The 24,694-nt window shown below is 62.1% G+C and carries 21 protein-coding genes; 10 read left to right on the plus strand and 11 right to left on the minus strand.

The features are described from left to right. Positions 1 to 19 precede the first annotated feature (19 nt). Complete coding sequence (locus JYG36_RS00925; protein WP_213602853.1) at positions 20 to 2,890, plus strand: EAL domain-containing protein; 2,871 nt, start codon at positions 20 to 22, stop codon at positions 2,888 to 2,890. Here the strand turns inward: JYG36_RS00925 and zwf are convergent. Next, positions 2,887 to 4,329, minus strand: a complete 1,443-nt coding sequence (zwf, locus tag JYG36_RS00930) for a glucose-6-phosphate dehydrogenase (protein WP_045199468.1) — start codon at positions 4,327 to 4,329, stop codon at positions 2,887 to 2,889. The two genes, JYG36_RS00925 and zwf, sit on opposite strands and share 4 nt — an antisense overlap. A gap of 104 nt (positions 4,330 to 4,433) precedes the next feature. On the opposite strand from zwf, the gene hexR reads away from it, so the two are divergent. Both hexR and JYG36_RS00940 read left to right on the plus strand, forming a co-directional pair. Then, on the plus strand, positions 4,434 to 5,300 hold the full coding sequence (hexR, locus tag JYG36_RS00935; RefSeq protein WP_038616018.1) for a transcriptional regulator HexR: 867 nt from the start codon (positions 4,434 to 4,436) through the stop codon (positions 5,298 to 5,300). A gap of 102 nt (positions 5,301 to 5,402) precedes the next feature. Then, positions 5,403 to 5,621 (plus strand): PA3496 family putative envelope integrity protein, encoded by a 219-nt coding sequence (locus tag JYG36_RS00940; protein ID WP_045199472.1) that lies wholly within the window; start codon positions 5,403 to 5,405, stop codon positions 5,619 to 5,621. On the opposite strand, the gene JYG36_RS00945 is transcribed toward JYG36_RS00940, so the two are convergent. Continuing rightward, complete coding sequence (locus JYG36_RS00945) at positions 5,563 to 6,510, minus strand: LysR family transcriptional regulator (protein ID WP_162195917.1); 948 nt, start codon at positions 6,508 to 6,510, stop codon at positions 5,563 to 5,565. The genes JYG36_RS00940 and JYG36_RS00945 overlap by 59 nt on opposite strands. Positions 6,511 to 6,713: 203 nt before the next feature. Here JYG36_RS00945 and JYG36_RS00950 point away from each other — a divergent pair, with 203 nt between their 5' ends. Both JYG36_RS00950 and oadA read left to right on the plus strand, forming a co-directional pair. After that, on the plus strand, positions 6,714 to 8,129 hold the full coding sequence (locus tag JYG36_RS00950; RefSeq protein ID WP_045199475.1) for an acetyl-CoA carboxylase biotin carboxylase subunit: 1,416 nt from the start codon (positions 6,714 to 6,716) through the stop codon (positions 8,127 to 8,129). A gap of 101 nt (positions 8,130 to 8,230) precedes the next feature. Then, a complete protein-coding gene (oadA, locus tag JYG36_RS00955) occupies positions 8,231 to 10,039 on the plus strand; it encodes a sodium-extruding oxaloacetate decarboxylase subunit alpha (RefSeq protein ID WP_045199477.1) in 1,809 nt (602 codons plus the stop codon). A gap of 67 nt (positions 10,040 to 10,106) precedes the next feature. Here oadA and JYG36_RS00960 read toward each other — a convergent pair whose 3' ends face one another. Genes JYG36_RS00960 through JYG36_RS00970 form a run of 3 tightly spaced genes read right to left on the minus strand, consistent with a single transcriptional unit; the run spans position 10,107 to position 11,879 of the window. Then, positions 10,107 to 10,772 (minus strand): GNAT family N-acetyltransferase, encoded by a 666-nt coding sequence (locus tag JYG36_RS00960; RefSeq protein WP_213602854.1) that lies wholly within the window; start codon positions 10,770 to 10,772, stop codon positions 10,107 to 10,109. Positions 10,773 to 10,789: 17 nt separating this feature from the next. Next, positions 10,790 to 11,236, minus strand: a complete 447-nt coding sequence (locus tag JYG36_RS00965; protein WP_213602857.1) for a GNAT family N-acetyltransferase — start codon at positions 11,234 to 11,236, stop codon at positions 10,790 to 10,792. Positions 11,237 to 11,249: 13 nt separating this feature from the next. Beyond that, on the minus strand, positions 11,250 to 11,879 hold the full coding sequence (locus JYG36_RS00970) for an FMN-binding negative transcriptional regulator (protein WP_093377905.1): 630 nt from the start codon (positions 11,877 to 11,879) through the stop codon (positions 11,250 to 11,252). A gap of 90 nt (positions 11,880 to 11,969) precedes the next feature. Here JYG36_RS00970 and pdxR point away from each other — a divergent pair, with 90 nt between their 5' ends. Continuing rightward, entirely contained in the window at positions 11,970 to 13,508 is a 1,539-nt protein-coding gene (gene pdxR / locus JYG36_RS00975) for a MocR-like pyridoxine biosynthesis transcription factor PdxR (RefSeq protein ID WP_213602859.1), read from the plus strand. A 282-nt stretch (positions 13,509 to 13,790) separates the two neighbouring features. Next, positions 13,791 to 14,231, plus strand: a complete 441-nt coding sequence (locus JYG36_RS00980) for a hypothetical protein (protein WP_093377911.1) — start codon at positions 13,791 to 13,793, stop codon at positions 14,229 to 14,231. A 49-nt stretch (positions 14,232 to 14,280) separates the two neighbouring features. Here the strand turns inward: JYG36_RS00980 and JYG36_RS00985 are convergent, their stop codons facing one another. From JYG36_RS00985 to aspA, 6 genes are all read right to left on the minus strand, one after another. Beyond that, a complete protein-coding gene (locus JYG36_RS00985) occupies positions 14,281 to 15,381 on the minus strand; it encodes a polyamine ABC transporter substrate-binding protein (protein ID WP_093377915.1) in 1,101 nt (366 codons plus the stop codon). Next, positions 15,378 to 16,424: a histone deacetylase family protein gene (locus JYG36_RS00990; protein WP_093377920.1), complete on the minus strand. Its 1,047-nt coding sequence runs from the start codon at positions 16,422 to 16,424 to the stop codon at positions 15,378 to 15,380. Before JYG36_RS00990 ends, JYG36_RS00985 begins: the two co-directional genes overlap by 4 nt. 141 nt (positions 16,425 to 16,565) lie before the next feature. Then, a complete protein-coding gene (locus JYG36_RS00995; RefSeq protein ID WP_045199493.1) occupies positions 16,566 to 17,558 on the minus strand; it encodes an AraC family transcriptional regulator in 993 nt (330 codons plus the stop codon). Between the two features lie 60 nt (positions 17,559 to 17,618). After that, positions 17,619 to 18,611 carry an asparaginase gene (locus JYG36_RS01000; RefSeq protein WP_213602861.1) on the minus strand — a complete coding sequence of 331 codons (993 nt, stop codon included), beginning with the start codon at positions 18,609 to 18,611 and terminating at the stop codon, positions 17,619 to 17,621. 63 nt (positions 18,612 to 18,674) lie between these two features. After that, positions 18,675 to 20,084 carry an alanine/glycine:cation symporter family protein gene (locus tag JYG36_RS01005; protein ID WP_045199497.1) on the minus strand — a complete coding sequence of 470 codons (1,410 nt, stop codon included), beginning with the start codon at positions 20,082 to 20,084 and terminating at the stop codon, positions 18,675 to 18,677. Positions 20,085 to 20,305: 221 nt separating this feature from the next. Beyond that, positions 20,306 to 21,730, minus strand: a complete 1,425-nt coding sequence (gene aspA / locus JYG36_RS01010; RefSeq protein WP_045199650.1) for an aspartate ammonia-lyase — start codon at positions 21,728 to 21,730, stop codon at positions 20,306 to 20,308. 177 nt (positions 21,731 to 21,907) lie between these two features. Between aspA and JYG36_RS01015 the strand changes: the two genes are divergently transcribed. From JYG36_RS01015 to JYG36_RS01025, 3 genes are all read left to right on the plus strand, one after another. Further along, a complete protein-coding gene (locus JYG36_RS01015; protein WP_045199499.1) occupies positions 21,908 to 22,816 on the plus strand; it encodes a LysR substrate-binding domain-containing protein in 909 nt (302 codons plus the stop codon). A 202-nt stretch (positions 22,817 to 23,018) separates the two neighbouring features. After that, on the plus strand, positions 23,019 to 23,510 hold the full coding sequence (purE, locus tag JYG36_RS01020; RefSeq protein WP_038615995.1) for a 5-(carboxyamino)imidazole ribonucleotide mutase: 492 nt from the start codon (positions 23,019 to 23,021) through the stop codon (positions 23,508 to 23,510). 10 nt (positions 23,511 to 23,520) lie between these two features. Next, entirely contained in the window at positions 23,521 to 24,603 is a 1,083-nt protein-coding gene (locus JYG36_RS01025; protein ID WP_093377936.1) for a 5-(carboxyamino)imidazole ribonucleotide synthase, read from the plus strand. Positions 24,604 to 24,694: the final 91 nt, after the last annotated feature.

A 24,694-nucleotide genomic window follows, 5' to 3' on the forward strand; every position in this document is an offset into this window, starting at 1 on the left:
CATTACAAGAACACCGCCTATGACACTCGGTTCCGACTCCCTGAGCGCCCCAGCCCAAGCGCGCCGGAGTATTCGCAAACACTTCGCACCGCAACTGGCTGTCGAGCGCACCCGCCTGCTGTATCAAGGCTCGTTGCTGCCGACCCTGTTCATGCTGCTCAACGGCCTTGTCTGTGCCTGGCTGCTATGGAACCCGGCGCGTTACCTGCTGGTCAGCGTCTGGGTGGTCTGGCTGATGGCGCTGGTGGCGTTGCGGGTGATCCAGGTGGCCGCTTTCGATGCTGCCATGCCCGATCGGCAAGCCCAGCCGACCTGGTGGCGGATGTTTTTGCTCGGTTCGGCCTTCAGCGGCCTGACCCTGGCCAGCGCGGCGATTGCCCTGGTGCCGGTGGACAACTTCGTCCAGCAGGCCTGGGTGTTTGGCCTGCTGGGGGCGGCGACGCTATCGGCCAGCGTTGCCTATGCCGTCAGCCTGCCGGCGTTTCTCAGTTTTACCTTGCCCTGCCTGCTGCCGCCGATTGCTTTCCTGTTCTGGAGTGGCGACGAACAGCAGCGCGGCTGGGGCTGGCTTGGGCTGATTCTGTTGATTGCGCTGTCGGTGGTGGCCTGGCAGGTCAACCGGCTGATCGAACGCGGATTGCTGCGACGCTTTCAGAATCAGGAGCTGATCGAACACCTGCAAGCGGCGCAAAGCCGCAGCGAGAGCCTCAACCAGGCATTGGCCGAGGAGGTCGAACAGCGCCGGTTGATCGAGGAACAGCTGCGTGAGGCGCAGGTTGGGCTGGAGTCGCGGGTGGCCCAGCGCAGCCAGGAACTCGATGTCGCCAACCAGGCCCTGAGCAAAAGCGAGCAGCGCCTGGCCCTGGCGCTAGAGGCCAGCGAGCTGGGGCTTTGGGACTGGAACCTGGACACCGACGAGATCCACCACACGCAATTGCGCGAGCTGTTTGGCCTGGAGCCTGAACAAGTCCAGGAAATGCTCGCGCACCTCAAGCCACGTTTGCATCCCGATGACGTGCCGCTGCTCAAGCGTACCCTGGTCGAACACCTCAAGGGCCGCAGCGAGGACTACCGCATCGACTACCGGGTGCGTCACCGCCTGGGCCATTGGTGCTGGATTGAGGACCGTGGCCGGGCGGTGGAACGTGATGCCAGCGGGCGGGTGCTGCGCATGCTCGGCACCCGCCGGGAAATCAGCGCGCAAAAAGCCCAGGAGGAACAGCAGCGTCTGGCTGCCACGGTGTTTGAAGCCGCCAGTGAAGGCATTGTGATTCTTGACCCTGACTATGTACTGCTGGCCGTCAATCAGGCCTTCTGCCGGGTTACCGGCTACAGCCGCGAAGAACTATTGCAAGGGCGGTTGCTGGAGCTGGCGTGCAGCCTTGATGCTCGTCGACATTCACAGGCTATCGAACTGGCCCTGGAGCAACAGGGCAGCTGGCAAGGCGAACTGGTCGAGGCGCGCAAGAACGGTGAGCTTTATCCTCAGTGGCTGCAGCTTAACGGCGTACGTGATGCCCGCGGCAACCTGACCAGCATCGTCGGCTTCTTTACCGACCTGTCGGCGCGCCGTGAGTCTGAAGAGCGCCTGCGCTACCTGGCCCACTATGATGAACTGACGGGCCTGGCCAACCGCGCCTTGTTCCGCCTGCGCCTGCACGAGGCCGGCGAGCGCCTGCGCCAGAGCGGTCGCGGCCTGGCCCTACTGCACATCGACCTGGACCGCTTCAAGCTGCTCAACGACAGCCTTGGCCATGAAGTTGCCGACCATTTGCTCAAACAGATGGCCCAGCGCATCAGTAATGCCATGCCCGAGGCCGACACCGTGGCGCGGCTTTCCGGCGACGAGTTTGCCGTGCTGTTCGATGCCTACAGCAACCTGTCGAGCTTGGTGCGAGTGGCTAGCCGCCTGCTCGACAAGCTACGCGTGCCCCTGCGGGTCGATGGTCACGAGCTGGTGATCAGCGCTTCGGTGGGCATTAGCCTGCTGGCCGACACCTCGCGGGATGTCACGGTGCTGGTCAGCCAGGCCAATACCGCCATGCAGCACGCCAAGCACCTGGGTGGCGACAACTTCCAGTTCTACACCGAGAGCCTGCAGGCCAGCACCCTGCAGCGCCTGCAGCTGGAAAACCACCTGCGCAAGGCCATCGAAGAGCGGCAACTGCAGGTCTACTACCAACCCAAGCTGTGCCTGGCCACTGGCCGCCTGCATGCGGCCGAGGCGCTGGTGCGCTGGCAGCATCCGCAGTGGGGCATGGTGCCGCCGTCGGACTTCATCGGCCTGGCCGAAGAAACCGGGCTGATTGCGCCGATGGGCGAATTCGTCCTGCGCCAGGCCTGCTGGCAGGCTTGCGAGTGGCAGCGCATGGGCCTTGCGCCGATTCGCGTGTCGGTGAACCTGTCGGTATATCAGTTGCGCCAGGGCAAGCTGGTCAGCCTGGTGCGCCAGGTTTTGGAAGAAAGCGGCCTGGCCCCGCACTTGCTGGAACTGGAACTGACCGAGAGCCAGTTGCTCGACAGCGTCGAGCACATCATCGCCACCTTCCGCCAATTGCATGAGCTGGGGGTGAAGCTTGCGATCGACGACTTTGGCACCGGCTATTCATCGCTCAGCTACCTCAAGCGTTTCCCGGTGGACTACGTGAAGATCGATCAGGCCTTTATCCGGGGCCTGCGCGAGGGCAGCGAGGACGCGGCGATCACCCGGGCAATCATCGCCATGGCCCAGAGCCTGGACCTGCAGGTGGTTGCCGAGGGCGTCGAGACCGCTGAACAGCTGGACTTCCTGCGCAAGCAAGGCTGCAACGAAGTGCAGGGCTACCTGATCAGCCGGCCGGTGCCGGCGCAGGAACTGGCCGGTTTACTGGCCAGCCGCTACAGCTTTTAAAGGTGCCAGGCGCGGCCCTGGTGGGCCAGCAGGCTGTGGGCCTGGTCCGGGCCGTTACTACCGGCGTGGTAGGGGCGCGGGGCCTGGAAGTGTTCCTGCCAGCCGTTAAGGATCGGGTCGATCCAGGCCCAGGCCGCCTCGACCTCGTCACGGCGCATGAACAGCGTCGAGTCGCCTTCGAGCACATCCAGCAATAGCCGCTCATAGGCGTCCCAGCGACGGGTCTGGCCGAATACCTGGGCCAGGTTGAGGTTCAGTTCCACCGGCTCCAGGCGCATGCCCTTGCCGGGGGTCTTGGTCATCATCTGCAGGCTGATGCGCTCGTCGGGTTGTAGCTGGATCAGCAGCTGGTTGGCCTGATCGCCGTCGAACAGGCGGTGGGGCACCGGCTTGAACTGGATGACGATCTGCGACGAGCGCTTGGCCAGGCGTTTGCCGGTGCGCAAGTAGAAGGGCACGCCGGCCCAGCGCCAGTTGTTGATGTGGGCTTCTACGGCGACAAAGGTCTCGGTATCGCTGTCGTTGTCGACATCTTTTTCGAAGTAGTAAGCCGGTACTTCCTGGCCGCCGATCTTGCCGGCGCTGTACTGGCCGCGCACGGTCTTGTCCTGCACGTCCTGGCCGGTGATCGGTTGCAGGGCCTTGAGGATCTTCACCTTCTCGTCGCGAACCGCTTCAGCCTCGAATTGTGCCGGCGGCTCCATGGCCACCAGGCACAGCAGCTGCAGCAGGTGGTTCTGCAGCATGTCGCGGGTGGCGCCGGCGCGGTCGTAGTAGGCGCCACGGTTTTCGACGCCGAGGGTTTCACAGACGCTGATCTGCACATGATCGACCTGGTTGTTGCGCCACACCGGCTCGAGCAGGGCATTGGCAAAGCGCAGGGCCATGAGGTTCTGCACCGTTTCCTTGCCCAGGTAGTGATCGATACGAAACACCTGCGACTCGGCGAACACCGCGCCGAAGGCCTCGTTGATCGCCGTGGCCGACTCCAGCGAGTGGCCGATGGGTTTTTCCAGGACGATGCGCGCATCGTGATCGGCAAGCCCGGCGATTTTCAGGTGGTTGGCAATCGGCACGAACAGGTTCGGTGCGGTGGCCAGGTAGTAGATCCGGGTCAGGCCGCCGGCTTCACCAAGAAAGCGCGCCAGGCGGACGAAATCGGCGCTTTGCGAGGCGTCCATGGGGAAGTAGTCCAGGCGCGCCGAGAACCGCGCCCAGACATCCTCGTCGAAGTCGGCACGGGCAATCTGTGCCCGGCAACGGCGTTCGGCGAGTTTGAGGAATTGATTACGTGGCAGATTGCTGCGGGCCAGGGCGATGATGCGCACGGCGGGGTGCAGGCGAGCCTCGCGATACAGGTGGTAGAGCGCCGGAAGCAGTTTATGCAGGGCCAGGTCACCGGTGCCGCCGAACACCATGATGTCGCAAGGGATAGTCAATACCACCACTCTCCTAGTTCGTTTAGCTGGGCGGGTCGCCGGTCATGTAGTATAACTACAAGAAAGCTACAACCCGGTCAGTCGATCATAACCGAGTCCTGCCCTTGAATCTGTTGCAACACATCGCCCAGTCGCGCCATCTGCTACGCAAATCGGAACTCAAGGTTGCCGATCACGTGCTGCTTGATCCAGCGGCCGTCATGCATAGCTCCATGGCCGACCTTGCCCACAGCGTCGGCATCAGCGAGCCGACCATCGTGCGTTTTTGCCGTGCGATCGGTTGTTCCGGTTTCCAGGACCTCAAGCTCAAGCTGGCCCAGAGCCTGGCGGCGGGCGCGAGTTTTGGCCAGTTCGCCATTCACGAAGACGACTCGGTTGCCGACTACAGCCTGAAGATCTTCGACACCACCCTGCATACCCTGATGGAAGTGCGCGAGCACCTCGATCCACAGGCTTTGCAGCGTGCGGTATCCGCCATGGCCCAGGCCCAGCGTGTCGAGTTCTACGGTTTTGGTGCCTCCGGCGCGGTAGCGGCCGATGCCCAGCACAAGTTCTTCCGCCTGCTGCTGACGGCGGCGGCGTATTCCGACCCGCACATGCAGGCGATGTCGGCGGTCACCCTCAAACCGGGCGATGTAGCCATCTGCATTTCCCAGTCGGGGCGCTCCAAGGACCTGCTGATCACCGCCAACCTGGTGCGTGAAAGCGGCGCCACGCTGATCACCCTGTGCCCGAGCCAGACGCCGTTGGCGGAGCTGTCGACCGTCAACCTGGCCATCGATGTGCACGAAGACACCGAAATCTACACCCCGCTGACCTCGCGCATTGCCCACCTGGTGGTGATCGACGTGCTGGCCATGGGCGTGGCCATGGCCCGCGGGCCGAGCCTGGTCAACCACCTCAAGAGCGTCAAACGCAGTCTGCGCAGCCTGCGCCTGTCGCCCAAGTCGATCAAGGCGATGGACGACTGAGACCTGTAGGCGCGGGTTCATTGATTTGTCATTGGCCCGCCGCCAAACCGTAATGCCACGACGTCAGGCTGAAGCTCCCGCACTCGATAAGGGAGATATGCAATGGCTCGTGAATTCGATGGCTCGTACCAACCCAACGCCAAATCCCGCAAACAGCAGGAAAAAGACCAGCGCCGCATGGAGTTTCGCCGCGCGATCGAAAGCTACTCCGAGCAGCGCCGTCTGCTGCAGGACATCACCGACTACCCCGATTTGCAGGCCGTCAGCGTGTGGCAGGTATCGGCGGCAGAATCCCCGAGAAACGCTCAACAAGCCCGCTGATCTGTGCACGTTCGCTGCGAATGAACGCTAGAAAGGCCAGGGCCACCGGCGATTGCCGCTTGGCCTTGGACTGCACCACACACCAGCTGCGGTACAGCGGCAGCTCTTCGACCGGCAGCTCGCGCAGCACGCCGGTGGCCAGTTCCAGGTTCAATGCATGGCGGGTCAGCAGGGCGATGCCCAGGCCGGCAATCACGCACTCGCGCTGGGCATCGGCCGAGGCCACTTCCAGCGTCTGAGTGAAGTGCACGCGCTTTTCCTTGAAGTACTCTTCGCAAGCCTTGCGTGTGCCCGAGCCCTGTTCGCGTACCAATAGCGTGTGCGGCTCAAGGTCTTGCAAACGCAGGCTGTCGAGCTTGCACAGCGGATGATCGGGCGGCGCCACGGCAACGATCGGATTGTTGAGGAACGGCAGGAACTCCAGGCCCATGTCCTGGGGCACCATGGACATAATGATCAGGTCATCACGGTTGTCCGAGAGGCGACGTATGGCCTGGGCGCGGTTGACCACCGTGAGGGTAAGATTGACCTCGGGGTGCAAACGCTTGAAGGCCGCGAACAGATGCGGGACGAAGTACTTGGCGCTGGATTCGACCGCCAGCTTCAATTGCCCCTGCAGCGAGCCCTGCATGTCGGAGAGCTGCATGTCGAGGCTCTCCAGGCGCCCGAAGATATCGCGGCTGGCGCGTTGCAGCGCTTCAGCGGCTTCGGTCAGGTAGAGCTTCTTGCCGACATACTCGAACAGCGGCTGGCCGACCAGTTCTTCCAATTGGCGGATCTGTAGACTAACGGCGGGTTGCGTCAGGTTCATCTCCTCGGCTGCCCGGCTGTAGGAACGCAAATCACAGACCTCATTGAAGATCTGAAGTTGACGCAATGTCATACGCATCAATGACTTACGCATTTCTCTCAAGCCCCGGCAAAACCTTGTAACAGCACTATAAGCTTTTGCTTATGCACACCCTAATAAATATTGATTTTTGTTTATCCAGAGACAGCGCTAGGGTAAAGATGCGACTGGCCAGCGACGATTGGTCACGCGCCGACCGGCGTTGCCGGCTCGTTTGTTCTAGCGGCCTTGGGAATACTCCAGTGATAAAAAAGATCCTGATCGCCAACCGCGGTGAAATTGCTGTTCGAATCGTGCGTGCCTGCGCCGAGATGGGCATCCGTTCCGTGGCGATCTACTCCGACGCCGACCGCCATGCCTTGCACGTCAAACGTGCCGACGAGGCCCACAGCATTGGTGCCGAGCCCCTGGCCGGCTACCTGAACCCGCGCAAGCTGGTGAACCTGGCCGTGGAAACCGGTTGTGATGCGCTGCATCCCGGTTATGGTTTTCTGTCTGAGAACGCTGAACTTGCTGACATCTGCGCCGAACGCGGTATCAAATTCATAGGCCCGGCTGCTGAAGTCATTCGCCGCATGGGTGACAAGACCGAAGCCCGCCGCAGCATGATCAAGGCCGGTGTGCCGGTGACCCCGGGCACTGAAGGCAACGTCGCCGATATCCACGAAGCGCTGCTCGAAGGCGACCGCATCGGTTACCCGGTGATGCTCAAGGCCACTTCCGGTGGTGGCGGCCGCGGTATTCGCCGCTGCAACAGCCGTGAAGAGCTGGAGCAAGCCTTCCCGCGGGTAATCTCCGAAGCGACCAAGGCCTTCGGTTCTGCGGAAGTGTTCCTGGAAAAATGCATCGTCAACCCGAAACACATCGAGGCGCAAATCCTCGGTGACAGCTTCGGTAACGTCGTCCACCTGTTCGAGCGCGACTGCTCGATCCAGCGCCGTAACCAGAAACTCATCGAAATCGCCCCGAGCCCGCAACTGACCCCCGAACAGCGCGCCTATATCGGCGACCTGTCGGTGCGCGCGGCCAAAGCCGTGGGCTACGAGAACGCCGGTACCGTGGAGTTCCTGCTCGCCGATGGCGAAGTGTACTTCATGGAGATGAACACCCGGGTGCAGGTGGAACACACCATCACCGAAGAAATCACCGGTATCGACATTGTTCGCGAGCAGATCCGTATTGCCTCCGGCCTGCCGCTGTCGGTCAAGCAGGAAGACATCCAGCACCGCGGCTTTGCCCTGCAGTTCCGCATCAACGCCGAAGACCCGAAGAACAACTTCCTGCCCAGCTTCGGCAAGATCACCCGTTACTACGCCCCCGGCGGCCCCGGCGTGCGGACCGACACGGCGATCTATACCGGCTACACCATTCCACCGTTCTACGACTCGATGTGCCTGAAACTGGTGGTCTGGGCGCTGACCTGGGAAGAAGCCATGGACCGCGGCCTGCGGGCCCTGGACGACATGCGTGTGCAGGGGGTGAAGACCACGGCTGCCTATTACCAGGAAATCCTGCGCAATCCGGAATTTCGCAGTGGTCAGTTCAATACCAGCTTCGTTGAAAGCCATCCGGAACTGACCAACTACTCGATCAAGCGCAAACCCGAAGAGCTGGCCCTGGCCATCGCCGCCGCCATCGCCGCACATGCGGGCTTATGAATAAGCCAGCTGCAAGTTGTTAGCTGCAAGCGACAAGTCAGAGCCGATCGGCTTTTTCTTGCGGCTTGTAGCTTGAAGCTTGCCGCTATGAGGAGATAAGAATGTCCAAGAAGATCTTTGTCACTGACACAATCCTGCGCGACGCCCACCAGTCCCTGCTGGCCACCCGCATGCGTACCGAAGACATGCTGCCGATCTGCGACAAGCTCGACAAGGTCGGCTACTGGTCGCTGGAAGTCTGGGGCGGGGCGACCTTCGACGCCTGTGTGCGCTTCCTCAAGGAAGACCCGTGGGAGCGCCTGCGCAAACTGCGCGCGGCACTGCCCAACACCCGCCTGCAGATGCTCCTGCGCGGGCAGAACCTGCTGGGCTATCGCCACTACAGCGATGACGTGGTCAAAGCCTTCGTCGCCAAGGCGGCGGTCAACGGCATCGACGTGTTCCGCATCTTCGACGCCATGAACGATGTGCGTAACCTGCGCGTGGCCATCGAAGCGGTCAAGGCCGCTGGCAAGCACGCCCAGGGCACTATTGCCTACACCACCAGCCCGGTACACACCATCGACGCCTTCGTCGCCCAGGCCAAGCAGATGGAAGCCATGGGTTGCGACTCGGTGGCCATCAAGGACATGGCCGGCCTGCTGACTCCCTTCGCCACCGGCGAGCTGGTCAAGGCGCTGAAGGCCGAGCAGTCGCTGCCGGTGTTCGTTCACTCCCACGACACCGCCGGCCTGGCTGCCATGTGCCAGCTCAAGGCGATCGAGAACGGCGCCGACCATATCGACACCGCCATCTCCAGCTTCGCCTGGGGCACTAGCCACCCGGGCACCGAGTCGATGGTCGCGGCCCTCAAGGGCAGCGAGTTCGACACCGGCCTGAGCCTGGAATTGCTGCAGGAAATCGGCCTGTACTTCTATGCCGTGCGCAAGAAGTACCACCAGTTCGAAAGCGAATTCACCGCCGTCGACACCCGCGTGCAAGTCAACCAGGTACCGGGCGGGATGATTTCCAACCTGGCCAACCAGCTCAAGGAGCAGGGCGCGCTCAACCGCATGAACGAAGTGCTGGCGGAAATCCCGCGGGTGCGCGAAGACCTCGGCTTCCCGCCACTGGTGACCCCGACCTCGCAGATTGTCGGTACCCAGGCGTTCTTCAACGTGCTTGCCGGCGAGCGCTACAAGACCATCACCAACGAGGTGAAGCTGTACCTGCAAGGCGGTTACGGCAAGGCTCCGGGTGTGGTCGACGAAAATCTGCGGCGCCAGGCCATCGGTAGCGAAGAAGTCATCGACGTGCGCCCGGCCGATTTGCTCAAGCCGGAAATGGCCAAGCTGCGCAACGACATCGGCGCCCTGGCCAAGTCGGAAGAAGACGTACTGACCTACGCCATGTTCCCGGACATCGGGCGCAAGTTCCTCGAAGAGCGTGAGGCCGGCACCCTGACCCCTGAAGTGCTGCTGCCGATTCCGGAAGCCGGCGCCGTGGCCTCGGCCGGCGGCGAAGGCGTGCCGACCGAATTCGTCATCGACGTGCACGGCGAGACCTACCGGGTGGATATCACCGGTGTCGGCGTCAAGGCCGAAGGCAAGCGTCACTTCTACCTGTCCATCGACGGCATGCCGGAAGAAGTGGTGTTCGAGCCGCTCAACGAATTTGTCGGCGGTGGCAGCAGCAAACGCAAGCAGGCCAGCGCCCCTGGCCATGTCAGTACCACCATGCCGGGCAATATCGTCGATGTGCTGGTCAAGGAAGGCGATACGGTCAAGGCCGGCCAGCCGGTGCTGATCACCGAGGCGATGAAGATGGAGACCGAGGTGCAGGCGGCAATCGCCGGCAAGGTCACCGCCATTCACGTGGCCAAGGGCGACCGGGTCAACCCGGGCGAGATCCTGATCGAGATCGAGGGCTGATTTTCAGGCCCTCATCTACAAGCGGTTAACCTCTGGGGGGCGTATGCCTCCCTTTTTTTGCCTGCTCCTACCGGCACGCCTCCAAGGTCTGTACCTGTCCCTCGGGCCGCTGGTTATCTGCCGCCAACCAACGTTCGAACCCCGCCGCAATCGCCGGCCATTCATCATCGGTAATCGAGAACCAGGCGGTGTCGCGGTTTCGGTCCTTGATCACCATGTGCTTGCGAAACACCCCCTCGAAGGTGAAGCCAAAGCGCAGCGCGGCGCGCTTGGAGCGGGCGTTGTCGTTGTTGCATTTCCATTCCAGGCGGCGGTTGCCCAGCTCGAACGCCAGTTTGCCAAGCAGGTACACCGCTTCGGTGCCTTTAGGTGTGCGCTGCATGGCAGCACCAAAGGCGATATGGCCAATCTCGATGCGGCCCTGTTCGGGCACGATCGACATCAGGCTGAGGATGCCCTGGGTCTGGCCGCTGGCCAGGTCAATGACACTGTAGAACAGCGGATCGCTGCTGGCGGCATTGGTGTCAAGCCAGTGATCGAAGTCTTCGCGCTCGGTGAACGGACCGTAGGCCAGGTAGTCCCACAGTGTGCGGTCGGCCTGGGAGCCCTGGAACACTTCCCAGAGGTCTTCGGTGTCGCGCTTGGGGTCGAGTTTTTCCAGGCGCACGAAGCGCCCGGTCAATGTTGCAGGTTGCGGGCGCTTGGCCGGATGCCAGTGCAATGGGCTGCTCATGGGGTGGCTCCTCTGGCTTACAGCGGTTTGCGAAACTGGATGAAACCGGGCCGCTCGGCGACCTGCTCGTACAGGCTGATGGCCGTGGCGTTGGTTTCGTGGGTCAACCAGTGCACCTTGGCGCAACCTGCCGCCTTTGCCGTAGCGTAGACGTATTCGATCAGCTGGCGGCCGATACCCAGGCCGCGTTGCTCACTTTGCACGTAGAGGTCCTGCAGGTAGCAGGAGTTCTCGATGCTCCAGTTGGAGCGGTGATAGATCCAGTGGACCATGCCCAGTGCCTTGCCGTCGACCCAGGCCAGGGCGGCGTTGGTCGGCTCGGCCGGGTCGAGCATGCGCGCCCAGGCCACGGCGCTGACCTCGTCATCGATACGGGTTTCGTAGAATTGCTGATAGGCCTGCCACAGCGGTAGCCAGGCGCTGTGATCGCCGGCGGTGACAGGGCGGATGGTGACGTTAGGCATAGGTGTGTTTCCTTCAAGGTTGGCCCATCAGGGCGGCCAATTGGTTGTCCAGAGGATCGCTGCTGTTGGCCAGGCCGGTGCGCACGCCTTCGATGTCGATGGCCGAACGGTTCTGGCTGAGTTTGCGTGTGCCTTGCAGGCGCTCGATGGGCAGGGCGAAGCCGACGATTGCCTTGAGCATGCCGGCCATGTAGTCGGCAGGCGCTTCGTCCACCGACCAGGGTTTGGCCTGGCGTTGTTCGTGGTGATCACTCAGGCGGCGGACGATCTCCAGCAGACGCTCGGCGTCATGGAAAACCTCAGCCTTGCCCCAGGCGTGCACAGCCACGTAGTTCCAGGTCGGAACCGTGCGCGGATCGTCGACCTTGCTGGGGTAGTAGCCGGCGCTGACATAAGCATCGGGCCCGGCAAACACCAGCAGCGCCTCGGCGCCGTTGGCCAGATCCTGCCATTGCTTGTTGGCGCGGGCGAAGTGGCCGTACAGGGTGCCGTTGCTGCCCTGTTTGCGATCCAGCAGCAGCGGCAGGTGACTGGCCTGCAAGCCCTGTTCACCGTGGGTGACCAATACGGCCAGGCGCGTTTGCTCGATCTGCTGGTGCAGACGCTCGAGGTCGGTTTCCTTGTAGCTCGAAGGTGTGAACATGTGGATTGTCCTTGGCGAATGGCTCAATCCTAGGCAGGCTATTGGACTAAGGTAAGAGCCATTTCCAGCTAATTTTATAGGTCCATTGTCATGAGCGAGCGCCCCTTCACCTTGCCGTTCGACCCGACTGGTATCGTCCTTGATCGCCGCCAGGGGCTCAGCCGCCAGCTTTACCAGGCGCTTCGCATGCGCGTGCTGGACGGTCGCCTGAGCAGTGGCACGCGCTTGCCGGCCAGCCGTGATATGGCTGCGGCGCTGTCGTTGTCGCGCAACAGCGTGGTGCGTGCCTACGACCAGTTGTACGCTGAAGGCTATATCGAAAGCCGGGTCGGCGATGGCACCTATGTCAGCCAGCTGCCAAAACTATCCACAAAAGTATCCACAGGGTTATCCCTGGGTTTTTCCACAGGGTTATCCACAAAAACAGCAAATAACACTGTGGATTCATCCAGCAAACTTATCCACAATGGTCCTTGCAACCGTCTGGAAAGCCACCATTTACCGCCACCGAAAAGTGGTCCGCCACGGGCTTTTCGCGTCGGTTTGCCGGCGTTCGATTTGTTCCCGTTCGACGTCTGGGCCAAGCTCCAGGCGGGTTTCTGGCGCAACCCCGATCGCGCTGTTTTGGGCTATGGCGATCCGGCTGGAGAGCCGCAACTTCGTCAATTGATCGCGACCTATTTGCGTCGATCTCGCGGACTTTCCTGCACGGCTGAACAAATTGTGATCACCAGTGGCGCACAGCAGGCCATCAGCCTTTGTGCACAGCTGTTATTGGAGCCTGGCGAAGTGGTGGCTGTGGAAAACCCCGGTTACCGCGCTGCTGGAAACGCCTTCGCCTTGACCGGGGCAAAAGTGCAAGGCGTGGCGGTCGACGATGAGGGCCTGGACTGCGCTGCGCTCAATGCCGTGGAACATTGTCGCCTCAGCTATGTGACGCCATCGCACCAGTATCCGACCGGCGTCACCATGAGCCTGGCCCGTCGTCTGCAGTTGCTGGCCTGGGCTGAGCGCAAGGACGGCTGGATCATCGAAGATGACTACGACGGTGAGTACCGCTACAGCGGCGACCCGCTAGCACCTCTGGCGGCGCTGGATCGCAGTGGGCGGGTGTTATATGTCGGCACCTTCGGCAAGATAGCCTTTCCGGCGCTGCGCCTGGGTTACCTGGTGCTGCCCAGGCAGTTGGTGCAGGTGTTTTCCCGCTGCCGGGCGCTGGCCGTGCGCCACTCTGAAATAGGCACTCAGGCAGTGATGGCCCAGTTCATGGCCCAGGGGCATTTTCAACGGCATATCCGGCGCATGCGCAAAGCGGCGCTCAGCCGAAGAAATACGTTGATGGCAGGATGGCCACAGGGCATCAGCGGCATCGGCCCGCTGCCACATGTAGCTGCAGGTCTACATGTGGCAGTGCGGGTTGATTCGCTTGCGCGCGAACGTACGTTGATCGGGGAAGCCGAAAGTGTTGGCGTCGAGATTAACGGCTTGAGTGATTTCTGGCTGCCAGGCTCGGATACGCCGGAGGATGAGCATGCTGGGCTGGTTCTGGGGTTTGCCGCTGTCCCGGAAGCTGCAATTGAGGTCGCAGTGCGGCATTTGGCTGAAGTTTGGGGCCACTCAAAGAGCTGAAGGGATTTACAGTGAGTTCATTCGCTGGGCAGGTGTTACATACCTGTTGGGCTAAATTTTTAAGTTACAAGTTAAATTTTTAACTTGATTGACGTTGCCTTCTCACGTGGTAGAACTTTCATGGGCTCAGGGTAAGCCTGTGCTATTTCAGTTCAAGATTGTTACGTCATTTAATTCGAAAATCATTAGTCACACTTTTATTGGTGGCGCGGCGTGTTAGCTCGCCTGATGGTTTTTGCTCTGTATATAGGGTCAATAATGAAAGAATCCCATAAACACTGCATGAAAGCGGCCTTGAAGGAATTCAGCAAGCCTGGAAAACGAAATTTTTCGATACCTGCAGGTGATAGTTTCACTGCGTTGATCGATGGTGAGCCCTTCGTTGCAACAGACGTCCGTGGCTTCCACAGCTTCGGTGTAAGAATTGTCGTCGGGTTGATTGATGAAGGTAGTGAACGCCGCTACATCACGGTGGCAGCCGATGATTACCTGGCGGCCGGCGAATATGATGTAACGCTTGAAGGAGAAGTTACCATCGGTTATGTCGTCGAGAACCCTGAGGGTAATAACGAATACTCCGCAGAGACGGGCTGTATCGCCATGTCGAGTGCGGCAAATACCGAATTTTCCGGGCAGTTCAATGCAACACTGGTCGAAAGTTCGCCGTACAAGGCGATTACCGAAGCCTGTTTCAAGGTCGGTCAAACTGTCGAATTGTCCTGACGGATAGGTTCGACATACCTCCCGCCATTGTTGGCGGGAGGTATTGCGGTTATTTGCCGGACTTTATCTTGCTCCAGGCGCGGGTGCGTGCGCGCTCGGCATCCCGCGGCAGCGGTTGCAGGGTATAAAGCTTGGCCATGGCTTCTTCCGTGGGGTACAGATTGGGGTTATTGCGGATGGCCGGGGCAACCCGTTCGGTGGCGTCCTTGTTCGGGTTGGGGTAACCGACAAAGTCGCTGATGGGCGCGATCACCTTTGGCTGCAGCAGGTAGTTGATGAAGGTGTAGGCATCTTCCGGGTTGGCCGCGCCTTTGGGGATTGCCAGCATGTCGAACCAGATTGGCGCACCTTCCTTGGGCAGACGCATGTCGACGACCACGCCGTTCTTCGCCTCGCTGGCGCGGTTGGCGGCCTGGGAGAAGCTGCCGGAGTAGCCGACCGCTACGCAGATGTCGCCATTGGCAATATCCGCCATGTATTTGGAGGAATGGAAGTAGGTGACGTGCGGGCGGATTTTCAACAGTAGCTCTTCGGCCTTTTTGTAATCAGCAGGTTTCGTGCTGTTCGGTGGCAGGCCGAGGTACTGCAGGGCCAGTGGCAGGATTTCAGAGGGTGAATCAAGCAAGGCCACGCCGCACTGCTTGAGCTTGGCGATGTTCTCCTCCTTGAAGATCAGGTCCCAGCTGTCGACCGGGGCGTTGTCGCCCAGCGCCGCCTTGACCTTGGCCGGGTTGAAGCCGATCAGCACGGTGCCGTACATGTAGGGCACGGCGAACTGGTTGCCGGGGTCGTTGGCCTCGATCAGCTTCATCAGCTTCGGGTCCAGGTGCTGCCAGTTCGGCAACTTGCTGCGGTCCAGGGGCTGGAATACCCCGGCTTCGATCTGCTTGGCCAGGAACACGTTGGACGGCACCACCACGTCGTAGCCGGAGTTGCCGGTCAACAGCTTGGCTTCCAGGGCTTCGTTGGTGTCGAAGATGTCGTAGATGAGTTTGACCTGGCTGTCTTTCTGGAAGTCCACCAGGGTTTGCGGGGTGATGTAGTCGAACCAGTTGTAGACCCGCAGGGTGCGTTGTTCGGCAGCTTGCAGGCTACCGGCGAGCAGGGTGCTGCACAGCAGCGGGGCGAGCAGGCGCTGGAGTCGGGTCATGCTTGAGCTTCCTGTTGGGCGCGTTCGAAACCTTCGAGTACGTTCACCGCGTTGATGCCGATTTCCTCGACCGCATAACCGCCTTCCATGACGAACAGCGTCGGCTTGCCGAGGCGGGCAATGCGTTCGCCCATCTGCAGGTAGTCGGGGCTGTCGAGCTTGAACTGGGAAATCGGATCGTCCTTGAAGGTATCCACGCCCAAGGAAATTACCAGCACGTCCGGGCCGTAGGCGGCGATGCGCTCACAGGCCTCGTCCAGGGCCTTGCTCCAGGTCGGCCAGTCACTCCCGGCTGGCAGCGGGTAGTTGACGTTGTAGCCCAGACCCTCGCCTTCGCCGCGCTCGTCGGCATAGCCGAGAAAGAACGGGAATTCGGCCTGCGGATCACCATGGATCGAGGCGAAGAACACATCGCTGCGCTGGTAGAAGATTTCCTGGGTGCCGTTGCCGTGGTGGTAGTCGACATCGAGGATAGCCACCTTGCGCCGGCCCTGGTCGAGGAACGCCTGGGCGGCGATGGCGGCGTTGTTCAGGTAGCAATAACCCCCCATGACGTCGCTGGCGGCATGGTGCCCGGGTGGCCGGCAGAGGGCGAAGGCGCTGTGGGCGCCGGTCTGGATTGCCGCCTGGGCGGTAAGGGCTACTTGTGCGGCGCTGTAGGCCGCTTGCCAGGTACCCGCGGTGATGGGCGCGCCAGCGTCGAAGCTGTAGTAGCCAAGCTCGCCATGCAGGCCGCTGGGTTTGACGCTGCGCAGGGTGCGCGCCGGCCAGGTGAAGGGCAGCAGGTCGCCTTCGTGGCCCAGTTGGGTCCAGCGCAGCCAGGCGCCTTCGAAGAAGTTCAGGTAATCGGCGCTGTGCACCCGCAGCAAGGGCGCGCGGCCAAAATCGGCAGGGCCCTTGATGGCCCCCAGTTCACGGGTCTTTACCCGGTCCAGGACATGGTCGGCGCGCGAGGGCATTTCGAAGCAGGGCATCAGTTGCCCGTCGATCAGCTCGCAGCGGCCGTGGTGCAGGCGGTGGTCATCGGAATAGATCGTCAGCATGTTGTTGTTCTCCGGGTCACTGGCGTCGCTCCATTGTTGGTGGCACGGGCCTGCTGCAGAACGACGGAAACGGCCAAAAGGGGATCGATATGGCCAACCTGACTGTCCGGATTTCGCCCCCCGGCGGTGCAAGCGCGATGTTCAGGCGCGGAAGTGACTCGGCGCCACCCCGCTCCAGCGCATGAAGGCGTGGCGAAAGCTGGCGGTCTCGCTGAAGCCGAGTAGTTCGGCGATGCGGTAGATGGGCAACTGATCTTCGGCCAACAGTTGCTTGGCGCGCTCGAAACGCAGTTCATCGAGCAGCTGTTGATAACTGCTGCCCAGCTCCTGCAGGTGCCGGCGCAAGGTGCGCGACGAGCAGTTCATTTGCCGCGCCAGGCCCTCGAGGCCGGGCGCCGCATCGAGTTGTTCGAGCAGCAGTTGGCGGATCCGCCCGAGCCAGGCCTGGCGGCCGGTGAACTCCAGGTTAAGCCGCCGGCAGCGCTCGCTCATGGCCTGGTGAGTGATCTGGTCGGCCAGCGGCAGAGGCTGGTCCAGCCATGTGCGGGCGAAGGCGAAGGCATTGTCGGTGGCCTCGAATCGCAATGGGCAGGCAAAGCTGTCGCCGTACAGTGCATGGTAATCCGGCATTGGGTGGGCGAAGCGTGCAGCCGTCAGCGGCAATGGCTGGCCAAGCAGGTCGTCGCAGATGACTTTCAGCGAGGTCAGACAGAACTCGGCGTTGAATGCAGCCAATTGCGGGTCTTCGCGATAATCGCTGGCGCTGAACCAGACCCGCTCGCCATCCTCGACCAGACGCAGCTGAAAAAGTGTTCCCAGTAGCGCCGGGTACTGCATCGCCAGGCGCAAAGCGTCACCTAAGGTGGCACTGGAGAGCAGGGCGTAACCGAGCATGCCGTAGCAGGAAACATGCATGCGCCGGCCCAGCTCCAGGCCTACTTCGCGGCGTCGGGCCACCGCATTGGCACACACCAGCATCTCTTGGCGGGTGGTGATGCGCGAGTCGGCGCGGCCCAGGTCTGCCGGGCTGATGCCGCTGCCGGCCAGCAGCGCTTCAGCGCCGGGGCCCTGGCCTTGAAAGGCTTGCAGAACCAGCGATACAGCGTTGAGGGTGGTGAGGTGTGAATGGAGCATGCTCGGCTTCTTTCGACAGGTTGGCCGAGCAAATCGAGCAATTTGTATGCCTTGAGCCGCTTACAGCAATTCCCCGCAAAGGTCCTGCTCCACCAGGTACCTTACCTCGCCAACCGGCAAGCCGCTGCCCAGCAGCAACTGCAACTTGCCAAACAACGCTTCACGGGTCATGCCGCCACCCGACAGCACGCCGGCCTGACGCAAGCGGCTGCCGGCCTCATAGACATCCAGTTCGACCCCGCCTTCATGGCACTGGGTGATGGCGACCACGACCACACCGCTTGCCTGAGCCTCGGCCAGGGCGGCGAGAAAGTCGGGGTTGTCGGAAGGGCCGGTGCCACTGCCAAAGCATTCCAGGATCAAGCCCTGGGCACCGCTGGCGAGCGCGGCCTGCACCATTGGCGCGCCGATCCCCGGCACCAGAGGCAGCACGGCGACATTGGCGACTTGCTTGGGCTGGCGATAATCGAGCGCTGCAGGCCCGGGCATCGTTGCGCCAGCGCCGGCAAAGCGCTTGAGGGTAACGAACGGATGCCGGCCAAAGCTGCGGACCTTGGCGGTACGGTGCGGGGCCAGCAACTCTCCGTGAAAATACAGCTGCACACCCGGCGCGACGCCGGTGGCCAGGGCCTGCAATGCGCCGGTGAGGTTCTCCCGGGCATCGCTGTCGGCGACCCCGGCCGGCAGCATCGAGCCGGTGAACAGCACTGGGGCCTGCAAGCCCAGCAGCTGGAAGCTCATGGCGGCGGCGCTGTAGGCCAGGGTATCGGTGCCATGCAATACCAGCACGGCATCGCAACCTTGGCTGTCGACGGCGTCGATGATCGCCGCACGCAGGCGCTGCCAGTACTGCGGGGTCATGTTGGCGCTGTCGATCAGCGGCAGCAGTTCACGGAACCGCCAGGTGGGAATGCCGGCCTGGCCGGCCAGTTGCGCGCGCATCCGCTGTTCGAAGCCGGACGCCGGAGCCAGGCCGTTGGCGCTGGCTTGCATGCCGATGGTGCCGCCGGTGTACAGCACCATGATGTTGCGGGCCGGTTGCGCAATTGCCATTCGCCTGTCTCCGTGGTCGGCTTGGGTTAAGCCGACCACAGTACGCGAACACCGGGCTGGCTGTCAGCGCTTGGTGTCTTCGACCTTGGCAGGCCAGGCGTTGGTGTCCAGGTCGAGGTCGGCGAACTTGGCCGAATCGAACACCGGCGTTTTTATCCCGGCTGCGCGCTGGTCGTCGTAATCGCGCAGTACGCGCATGGCCACCTTGAACAGCAGGGCCAGGGCGATCAGGTTGACGAAGGCCAGGCAGGTCATGGTGATGTCGGCGAACGCGAACACCGTGCCCAGGTTCTGCACCGCGCCCCAGAAGATCAGCAGCAACACCAGGGCGCGGTAGCCGATCAGGGCTTTGCGGTTGTCGCCGACCAGAAAGCGCAGGTTGCTCTCGCCCAGGTAGTAGTTGTAGAGGATCGAGGTGAACACAAACAGCGCCAGGGCGACGCTGATGAAGATCCGCCCCCAGTCACCGACCACCGCCGCCAGCGAGTTCTGGGTCAGGGCAATGCCGTCGCCTTCGAAGCCCGGGGTGTAGAAGCCCGACAGCAGGATCAGCAAGGCGGTGCAGGTGCAGATAATGAAGGTGTCGAGGAACACCGAGAACGCCTGGACCACGCCCTGGGCAATCGGGTGGTCGACTTCGGCCACGGCGGCGACGTTGGGTGCGCTGCCAAGGCCGGCTTCGTTGGCGAACACGCCACGTTTGACGCCCATGATGATGGCGCTGCCAACCAGGCCACCGAAGGCCTGATCGAGGCCGAAGGCGCTCTTGACGATGGTCATCAGCATGTCCGGCACCTGGTCGAACTGCAGCACGATCACGTACAGGGTCACGGCGATGTAGGCCAGGGTCTTGACCGGTACCAGCAGGTCGGCGACGGCGGCGATGCGCTTGATGCCGCCGATGAACACCAGGCCCAGCAGCACCGCCAGGGCGATGCCGGTGTAGGTGGTGTCGAACTGGAAGGCGTTGTTCAGCGAGTGGGTCACGGCGTGGGCTTGCAGGCCGTTGAAGGCGAAACCGAAGGTCACCAGCAGCAGGAAGGCCATGACCATGCCCAGCCAGCGTTTGCCCAGGCCGTGCTCGATGTAATACGACGGGCCGCCGCGGTACTGGCCTTCGCTGTCGCAACGCTTGTACAGCTGGCCGAGGGTGCATTCGATGAAGCTGCTGGACATGCCGACCAGCGCGGTCACCCACATCCAGAACACCGCTCCTGGGCCGCCAAGGGTCACGGCGATACCGACCCCGGCAATGTTACCGGCACCGACCCGGCCGGCCAGGCTGAGCATCAGCGCCTGGAACGAGCTCAGTTGCTCGCTGCTGCTGCGCAGGCTGTCGCGAAACACCGCGAACATGTGGGTGAAGTACCGCAACTGAACGAAACGCGAGCGGATCGTGAAGTAACTGCCCAGACCGACAATGAGCACGATCAGTACCTTGCCCGAGAGGAAGTCGTTGATGACTTCAAGCATGGAGTGTTCCTCGCTTTTGATGACTTTGCTGCGTGTAGCGCCAGGGGGCTGGCACGCAAGAGGGCGGGCACTATACCGATGCGAGCGCCGCGCGTCTGCCTTGGCGTGGCGGATATGCCATCTGAAAGGGCATAAAAAAAGGGCCCGGGGAATGATCCCTGGGCCCTCAAAAGGTGAGAGGTGTCTAGTCCCTCGACCTGGTGAGCGTGTTACAGCATCGGTTACGCCTTGAGCGGCACCAGACGCGGAGCAATCATGTTTTCCGGACGCAGGATGTCGTTGAGCATCTCTTCGTCCAGCAGGCCTTCCTCGCGTACCAGCTCCAGCACGCCACGGCCACTTTCCAGGGCGATGGCAGCGATACGGGTGGCGTTTTCGTAGCCGATGTACGGGTTCAGGGCGGTGACCAGGCCGATCGAGTGCTCGACCAGTTCACGGCAGCGCTGTTCGTTGGCGGTGATGCCGACGATGCAGTGCTCGCGCAGCATGTCCATGGCGCGTTGCAGCAGGCGGATCGAGTCGAAGATCTTGTAGGCGATCAGCGGCTCCATGACGTTCAGCTGCAGCTGGCCACCTTCGGCGGCGACGGTCAGGGCCAGGTCGTTGCCCATGATGGCGAAGGCCACCTGGTTGACCGCTTCCGGGATTACCGGGTTGACCTTGCCTGGCATGATCGAGCTGCCTGGCTGACGCGCTGGCAGGTTGATTTCGTTGATGCCGGTACGTGGGCCGCTGGACAGCAGGCGCAGGTCGTTGCAGATCTTCGACAGCTTGACCGCGGTGCGCTTGAGCATGCCCGAGAACAGGACGAAGGCGCCCATGTCCGAGGTGGCTTCGATCAGGTCGGCAGCCGGGACCAGCGGCTGGCCGCTGATGGTGGCCAGGCGCTGAACGGCCAAGAGCTGGTAGCCAGGGTCGGCGTTGATGCCGGTACCGATGGCGGTACCACCCAGGTTGATTTCAGTCAGCAGCTCTGGCGCCAGCGAACGCAGACGGTTGAGGTCTTCGGTCATGGTGGTGGCGAAGGCGCGGAATTCCTGGCCCAGGGTCATCGGCACGGCGTCCTGCAGCTGGGTACGGCCCATCTTCAGTACGTGGTCGAATTCCTGGCCTTTGGCAGCGAAGGCCTGGATCAGGCTGTCGAGGCTGGCCAGCAGGGCGTCGTGACCCAGCAGCAGACCCAGGCGGATCGCAGTCGGGTAGGCGTCGTTGGTCGACTGCGCCATGTTCACGTCGTTGTTCGGGTGCAGGTACTTGTACTCGCCCTTCTGGTGGCCCATGGCCTCCAGCGCGATGTTGGCGATGACTTCGTTGGCGTTCATGTTGGTAGAAGTACCAGCACCGCCTTGAATCATGTCGACCACGAACTGCTCGTGGTAGTCGCCGCGGATCAGACGGGCGCAAGCCTCGCTGATGGCAGCGTGCTTGGCATCGCTCAGGTGACCCAGCTCGCGGTTGGCGTCAGCAGCAGCCTGTTTGACCATGGCCAGGGCCACAACCAGTTTAGGGTAGTGCGACAGCGGAACGCCGGAGAGGTGGAAGTTGTTGGCAGCACGCAGAGTCTGGATACCGTAGTAGGCATCGGCAGGAACTTCGAGGGTGCCAAGCAGATCTTTTTCGACACGGAACGATGCAGCAGCGGACATGATGGATATCATCTCGATTTTGACCCGGCACATGCCGGAATGGCGCCAATCCTAGGCCCGCGCCGATTTTGCGGCCAATGCTGTTGCACGCTAACCTATGCACAAACGGCATACGGGTTGATGTGACGCCAACTGCCGATCGAGCGTGTTCAATTTTGGTGCATGCCTGGAGAGCCCATGAACCTTGAGAGCAAATGGCTGGAAGATTTCAGTGCCCTGGCCGCCACCCGCAGCTTTTCCCAGGCCGCCGAGCGCCGCTTTGTCACCCAGCCGGCCTTCAGCCGACGCATTCGCAGCCTGGAAGCGGCATTGGGGCTGACCCTGGTCAACCGCTCGCGCACGCCGATCGAGCTGACGGCGGCGGGGCAATTGTTTTTGGTGACGGCGCGTACGGTGGTCGATCAGCTGGGCGAGGTGCTGCGCCATCTGCATCACCTGGAAGGCGGGCAGGGCGAGGTGATCCAGGTGTCGGCGGCACACTCGCTGGCGCTGGGGTTCTTTCCGCGCTGGATCGCGCAGTTGCGCAACGACGGCCTGAACATCGCCACGCGTTTGGTCGCGACCAACGTCGGCGACGCTGTGCATGCCCTGCGCGAAGGCGGTTGTGATCTGATGCTGGCGTTCTACGACCCCGATGCCGCCTTGCAGATGGATGCGGAGATCTTCCCCTCGTTGCACCTGGGCCACACTGAAATGCTGCCCGTGTGCGCCGCCGATGCCGACGGCAAGCCGCTGTTCGACCTGGAAGGCGAGGGCAGTGTGCCATTGCTGGCTTACAGCGCCGGGGCGTTCCTTGGGCGTTCGGTCAATCTGCTGCTGCGCCAGCGCAACCTGCGCTTTACCACTGTCTATGAAACGGCGATGGCCGACAGCCTCAAGAGCATGGCCCTCGAAGGCCTGGGCATCGCCTGGGTGCCGAGGCTGTCGGCGCGGGCCGAACTTGAACGCGGTGAGCTGGTGATTTGCGGCGGTAGCCAGTGGCACGTACCGCTGGAAATCCGCCTGTATCGCTGCGCCCTGGTGCGCAAGGCCAACGTGCGCCTGCTGTGGCGCAAGCTGGAGGGTGGGCCGGCGACGCCGGCTTGACCCGAAAGTCAGCCAAAGCCCCGAAAAATAAGGCCGACAGTTGGTCGTCGGAGTGCATTAAGCGCACCGCTTTGCGATATACTGCGCGGCCTTCGGTCGGTTTCACCCGGCCCTAATTCGTATAACAAGCCACGCCGGTTGTCCCCGCGTGGCTTGTTGTTTTTTGACGCGCCTGCGGGCGCCCAAGAGAAGAGGCTCGACGATGAGTGCACTGGTTGGCGTGATCATGGGCTCCAAGTCCGATTGGTCCACCCTTAGCCACACCGCCGATATGCTGGAAAAACTCGGCATTCCCTACGAGGTCAAGGTGGTCTCTGCCCACCGTACCCCGGACCTGCTGTTCCAGTATGCCGAAGAGGCCGAAGGCCGTGGCATCGAGGTGATCATCGCCGGCGCCGGTGGCGCTGCCCACCTGCCAGGCATGTGCGCGGCCAAGACCCACCTGCCGGTGCTGGGCGTACCGGTGCAGTCGTCGATGCTCTCGGGTGTCGATTCGCTGCTGTCGATCGTGCAGATGCCGGCCGGCATTCCGGTTGCCACCCTGGCGATCGGCAAGGCTGGCGCGATCAACGCCGCGCTGCTCTCGGCGAGCATCCTCGGCGCCAAGCACCCGCAGTTCCACACTGTGCTCAAACAGTTCCGCGCTGAGCAGACAGACAACGTTCTGGACAATCCAGATCCGCGCCAGGCTTGAGGTCAAAAGCATGAAAATCGGTGTAATCGGTGGCGGCCAGCTGGGCCGCATGTTGGCCCTGGCAGGTACTCCGCTGGGCATGAACTTCGCTTTCCTCGACCCGGCTCCGGACGCCTGCGCGGCGCCCCTGGGCGAGCACCTGCGCGCCGATTACGGTGACCAGGACCACCTGCGGCAGTTGGCCGACGAAGTTGACCTGGTGACCTTCGAGTTCGAAAGCGTCCCGGCAGAAACAGTGGCCTTCCTTTCGCAGTTCGTGCCGGTCTACCCGAGCGCCGAGTCGCTGCGTATCGCCCGCGATCGCTGGTTCGAAAAGAGCATGTTCAAGGACCTGGGCATTCCCACCCCGGCCTTCGCCGATATCCAGTCGCAAGCCGACCTGGAGGCCGCCGTTGCCAGCATCGGCTTGCCTGCCGTGCTCAAGACCCGCACCTTGGGTTATGACGGCAAAGGTCAGAAAGTGCTGCGAACTGCCGCAGATGTTGTGGGTACTTTCGCCGAACTGGGCAGCGTGCCGTGCCTGCTCGAAGGCTTCGTGCCGTTCACCGGCGAAGTGTCGCTGATCGCCGTGCGTGCACGCGATGGCGAAACCCGCTTCTACCCGCTGGTGCACAACACCCACGAGAACGGCATCCTGCGTTTGTCGGTGGCCAGCGAAGACCACCTGCTGCAGGGCCTGGCCGAAGACTACGCCGGTCGCGTGCTCAAGCAGCTCGACTACGTCGGTGTGCTGGCCTTTGAGTTCTTCGAAGTCGATGGCGGCCTTAAAGCCAACGAGATCGCCCCGCGGGTGCACAATTCCGGGCACTGGACCATCGAAGGCGCCGAGTGCAGCCAGTTTGAGAACCACCTGCGCGCCGTTGCCGGCCTGCCGCTGGGTTCGACCGCCAAGGTCGGCGAAAGCGCCATGCTCAACTTCATCGGCGAAGTGCCGGCAGTCGACCAGGTGATCGCCATCGACGAATGCCACCTGCACCACTACGGCAAGGCCTTCAAGGTCGGTCGCAAGGTTGGCCACGCCACCCTGCGCTGCGACGACCTGACGACCCTGGAGCAAAAAATCCAGCAAGTCGAAGCCCTGATCAAGGGCTGAAGGGAACCTTCCCGCCCCGCTGTCCCTCTGATGGCAGGATGCCAAAGCGCTGACTAGGCTTTGGCATGCGCCATTCAACTCAGAGGGATTG

The organism is Pseudomonas sp. SORT22 (assembly GCF_018417635.1).
In the GTDB taxonomy this organism is placed as follows: Bacteria; Pseudomonadota; Gammaproteobacteria; order Pseudomonadales; family Pseudomonadaceae; genus Aquipseudomonas.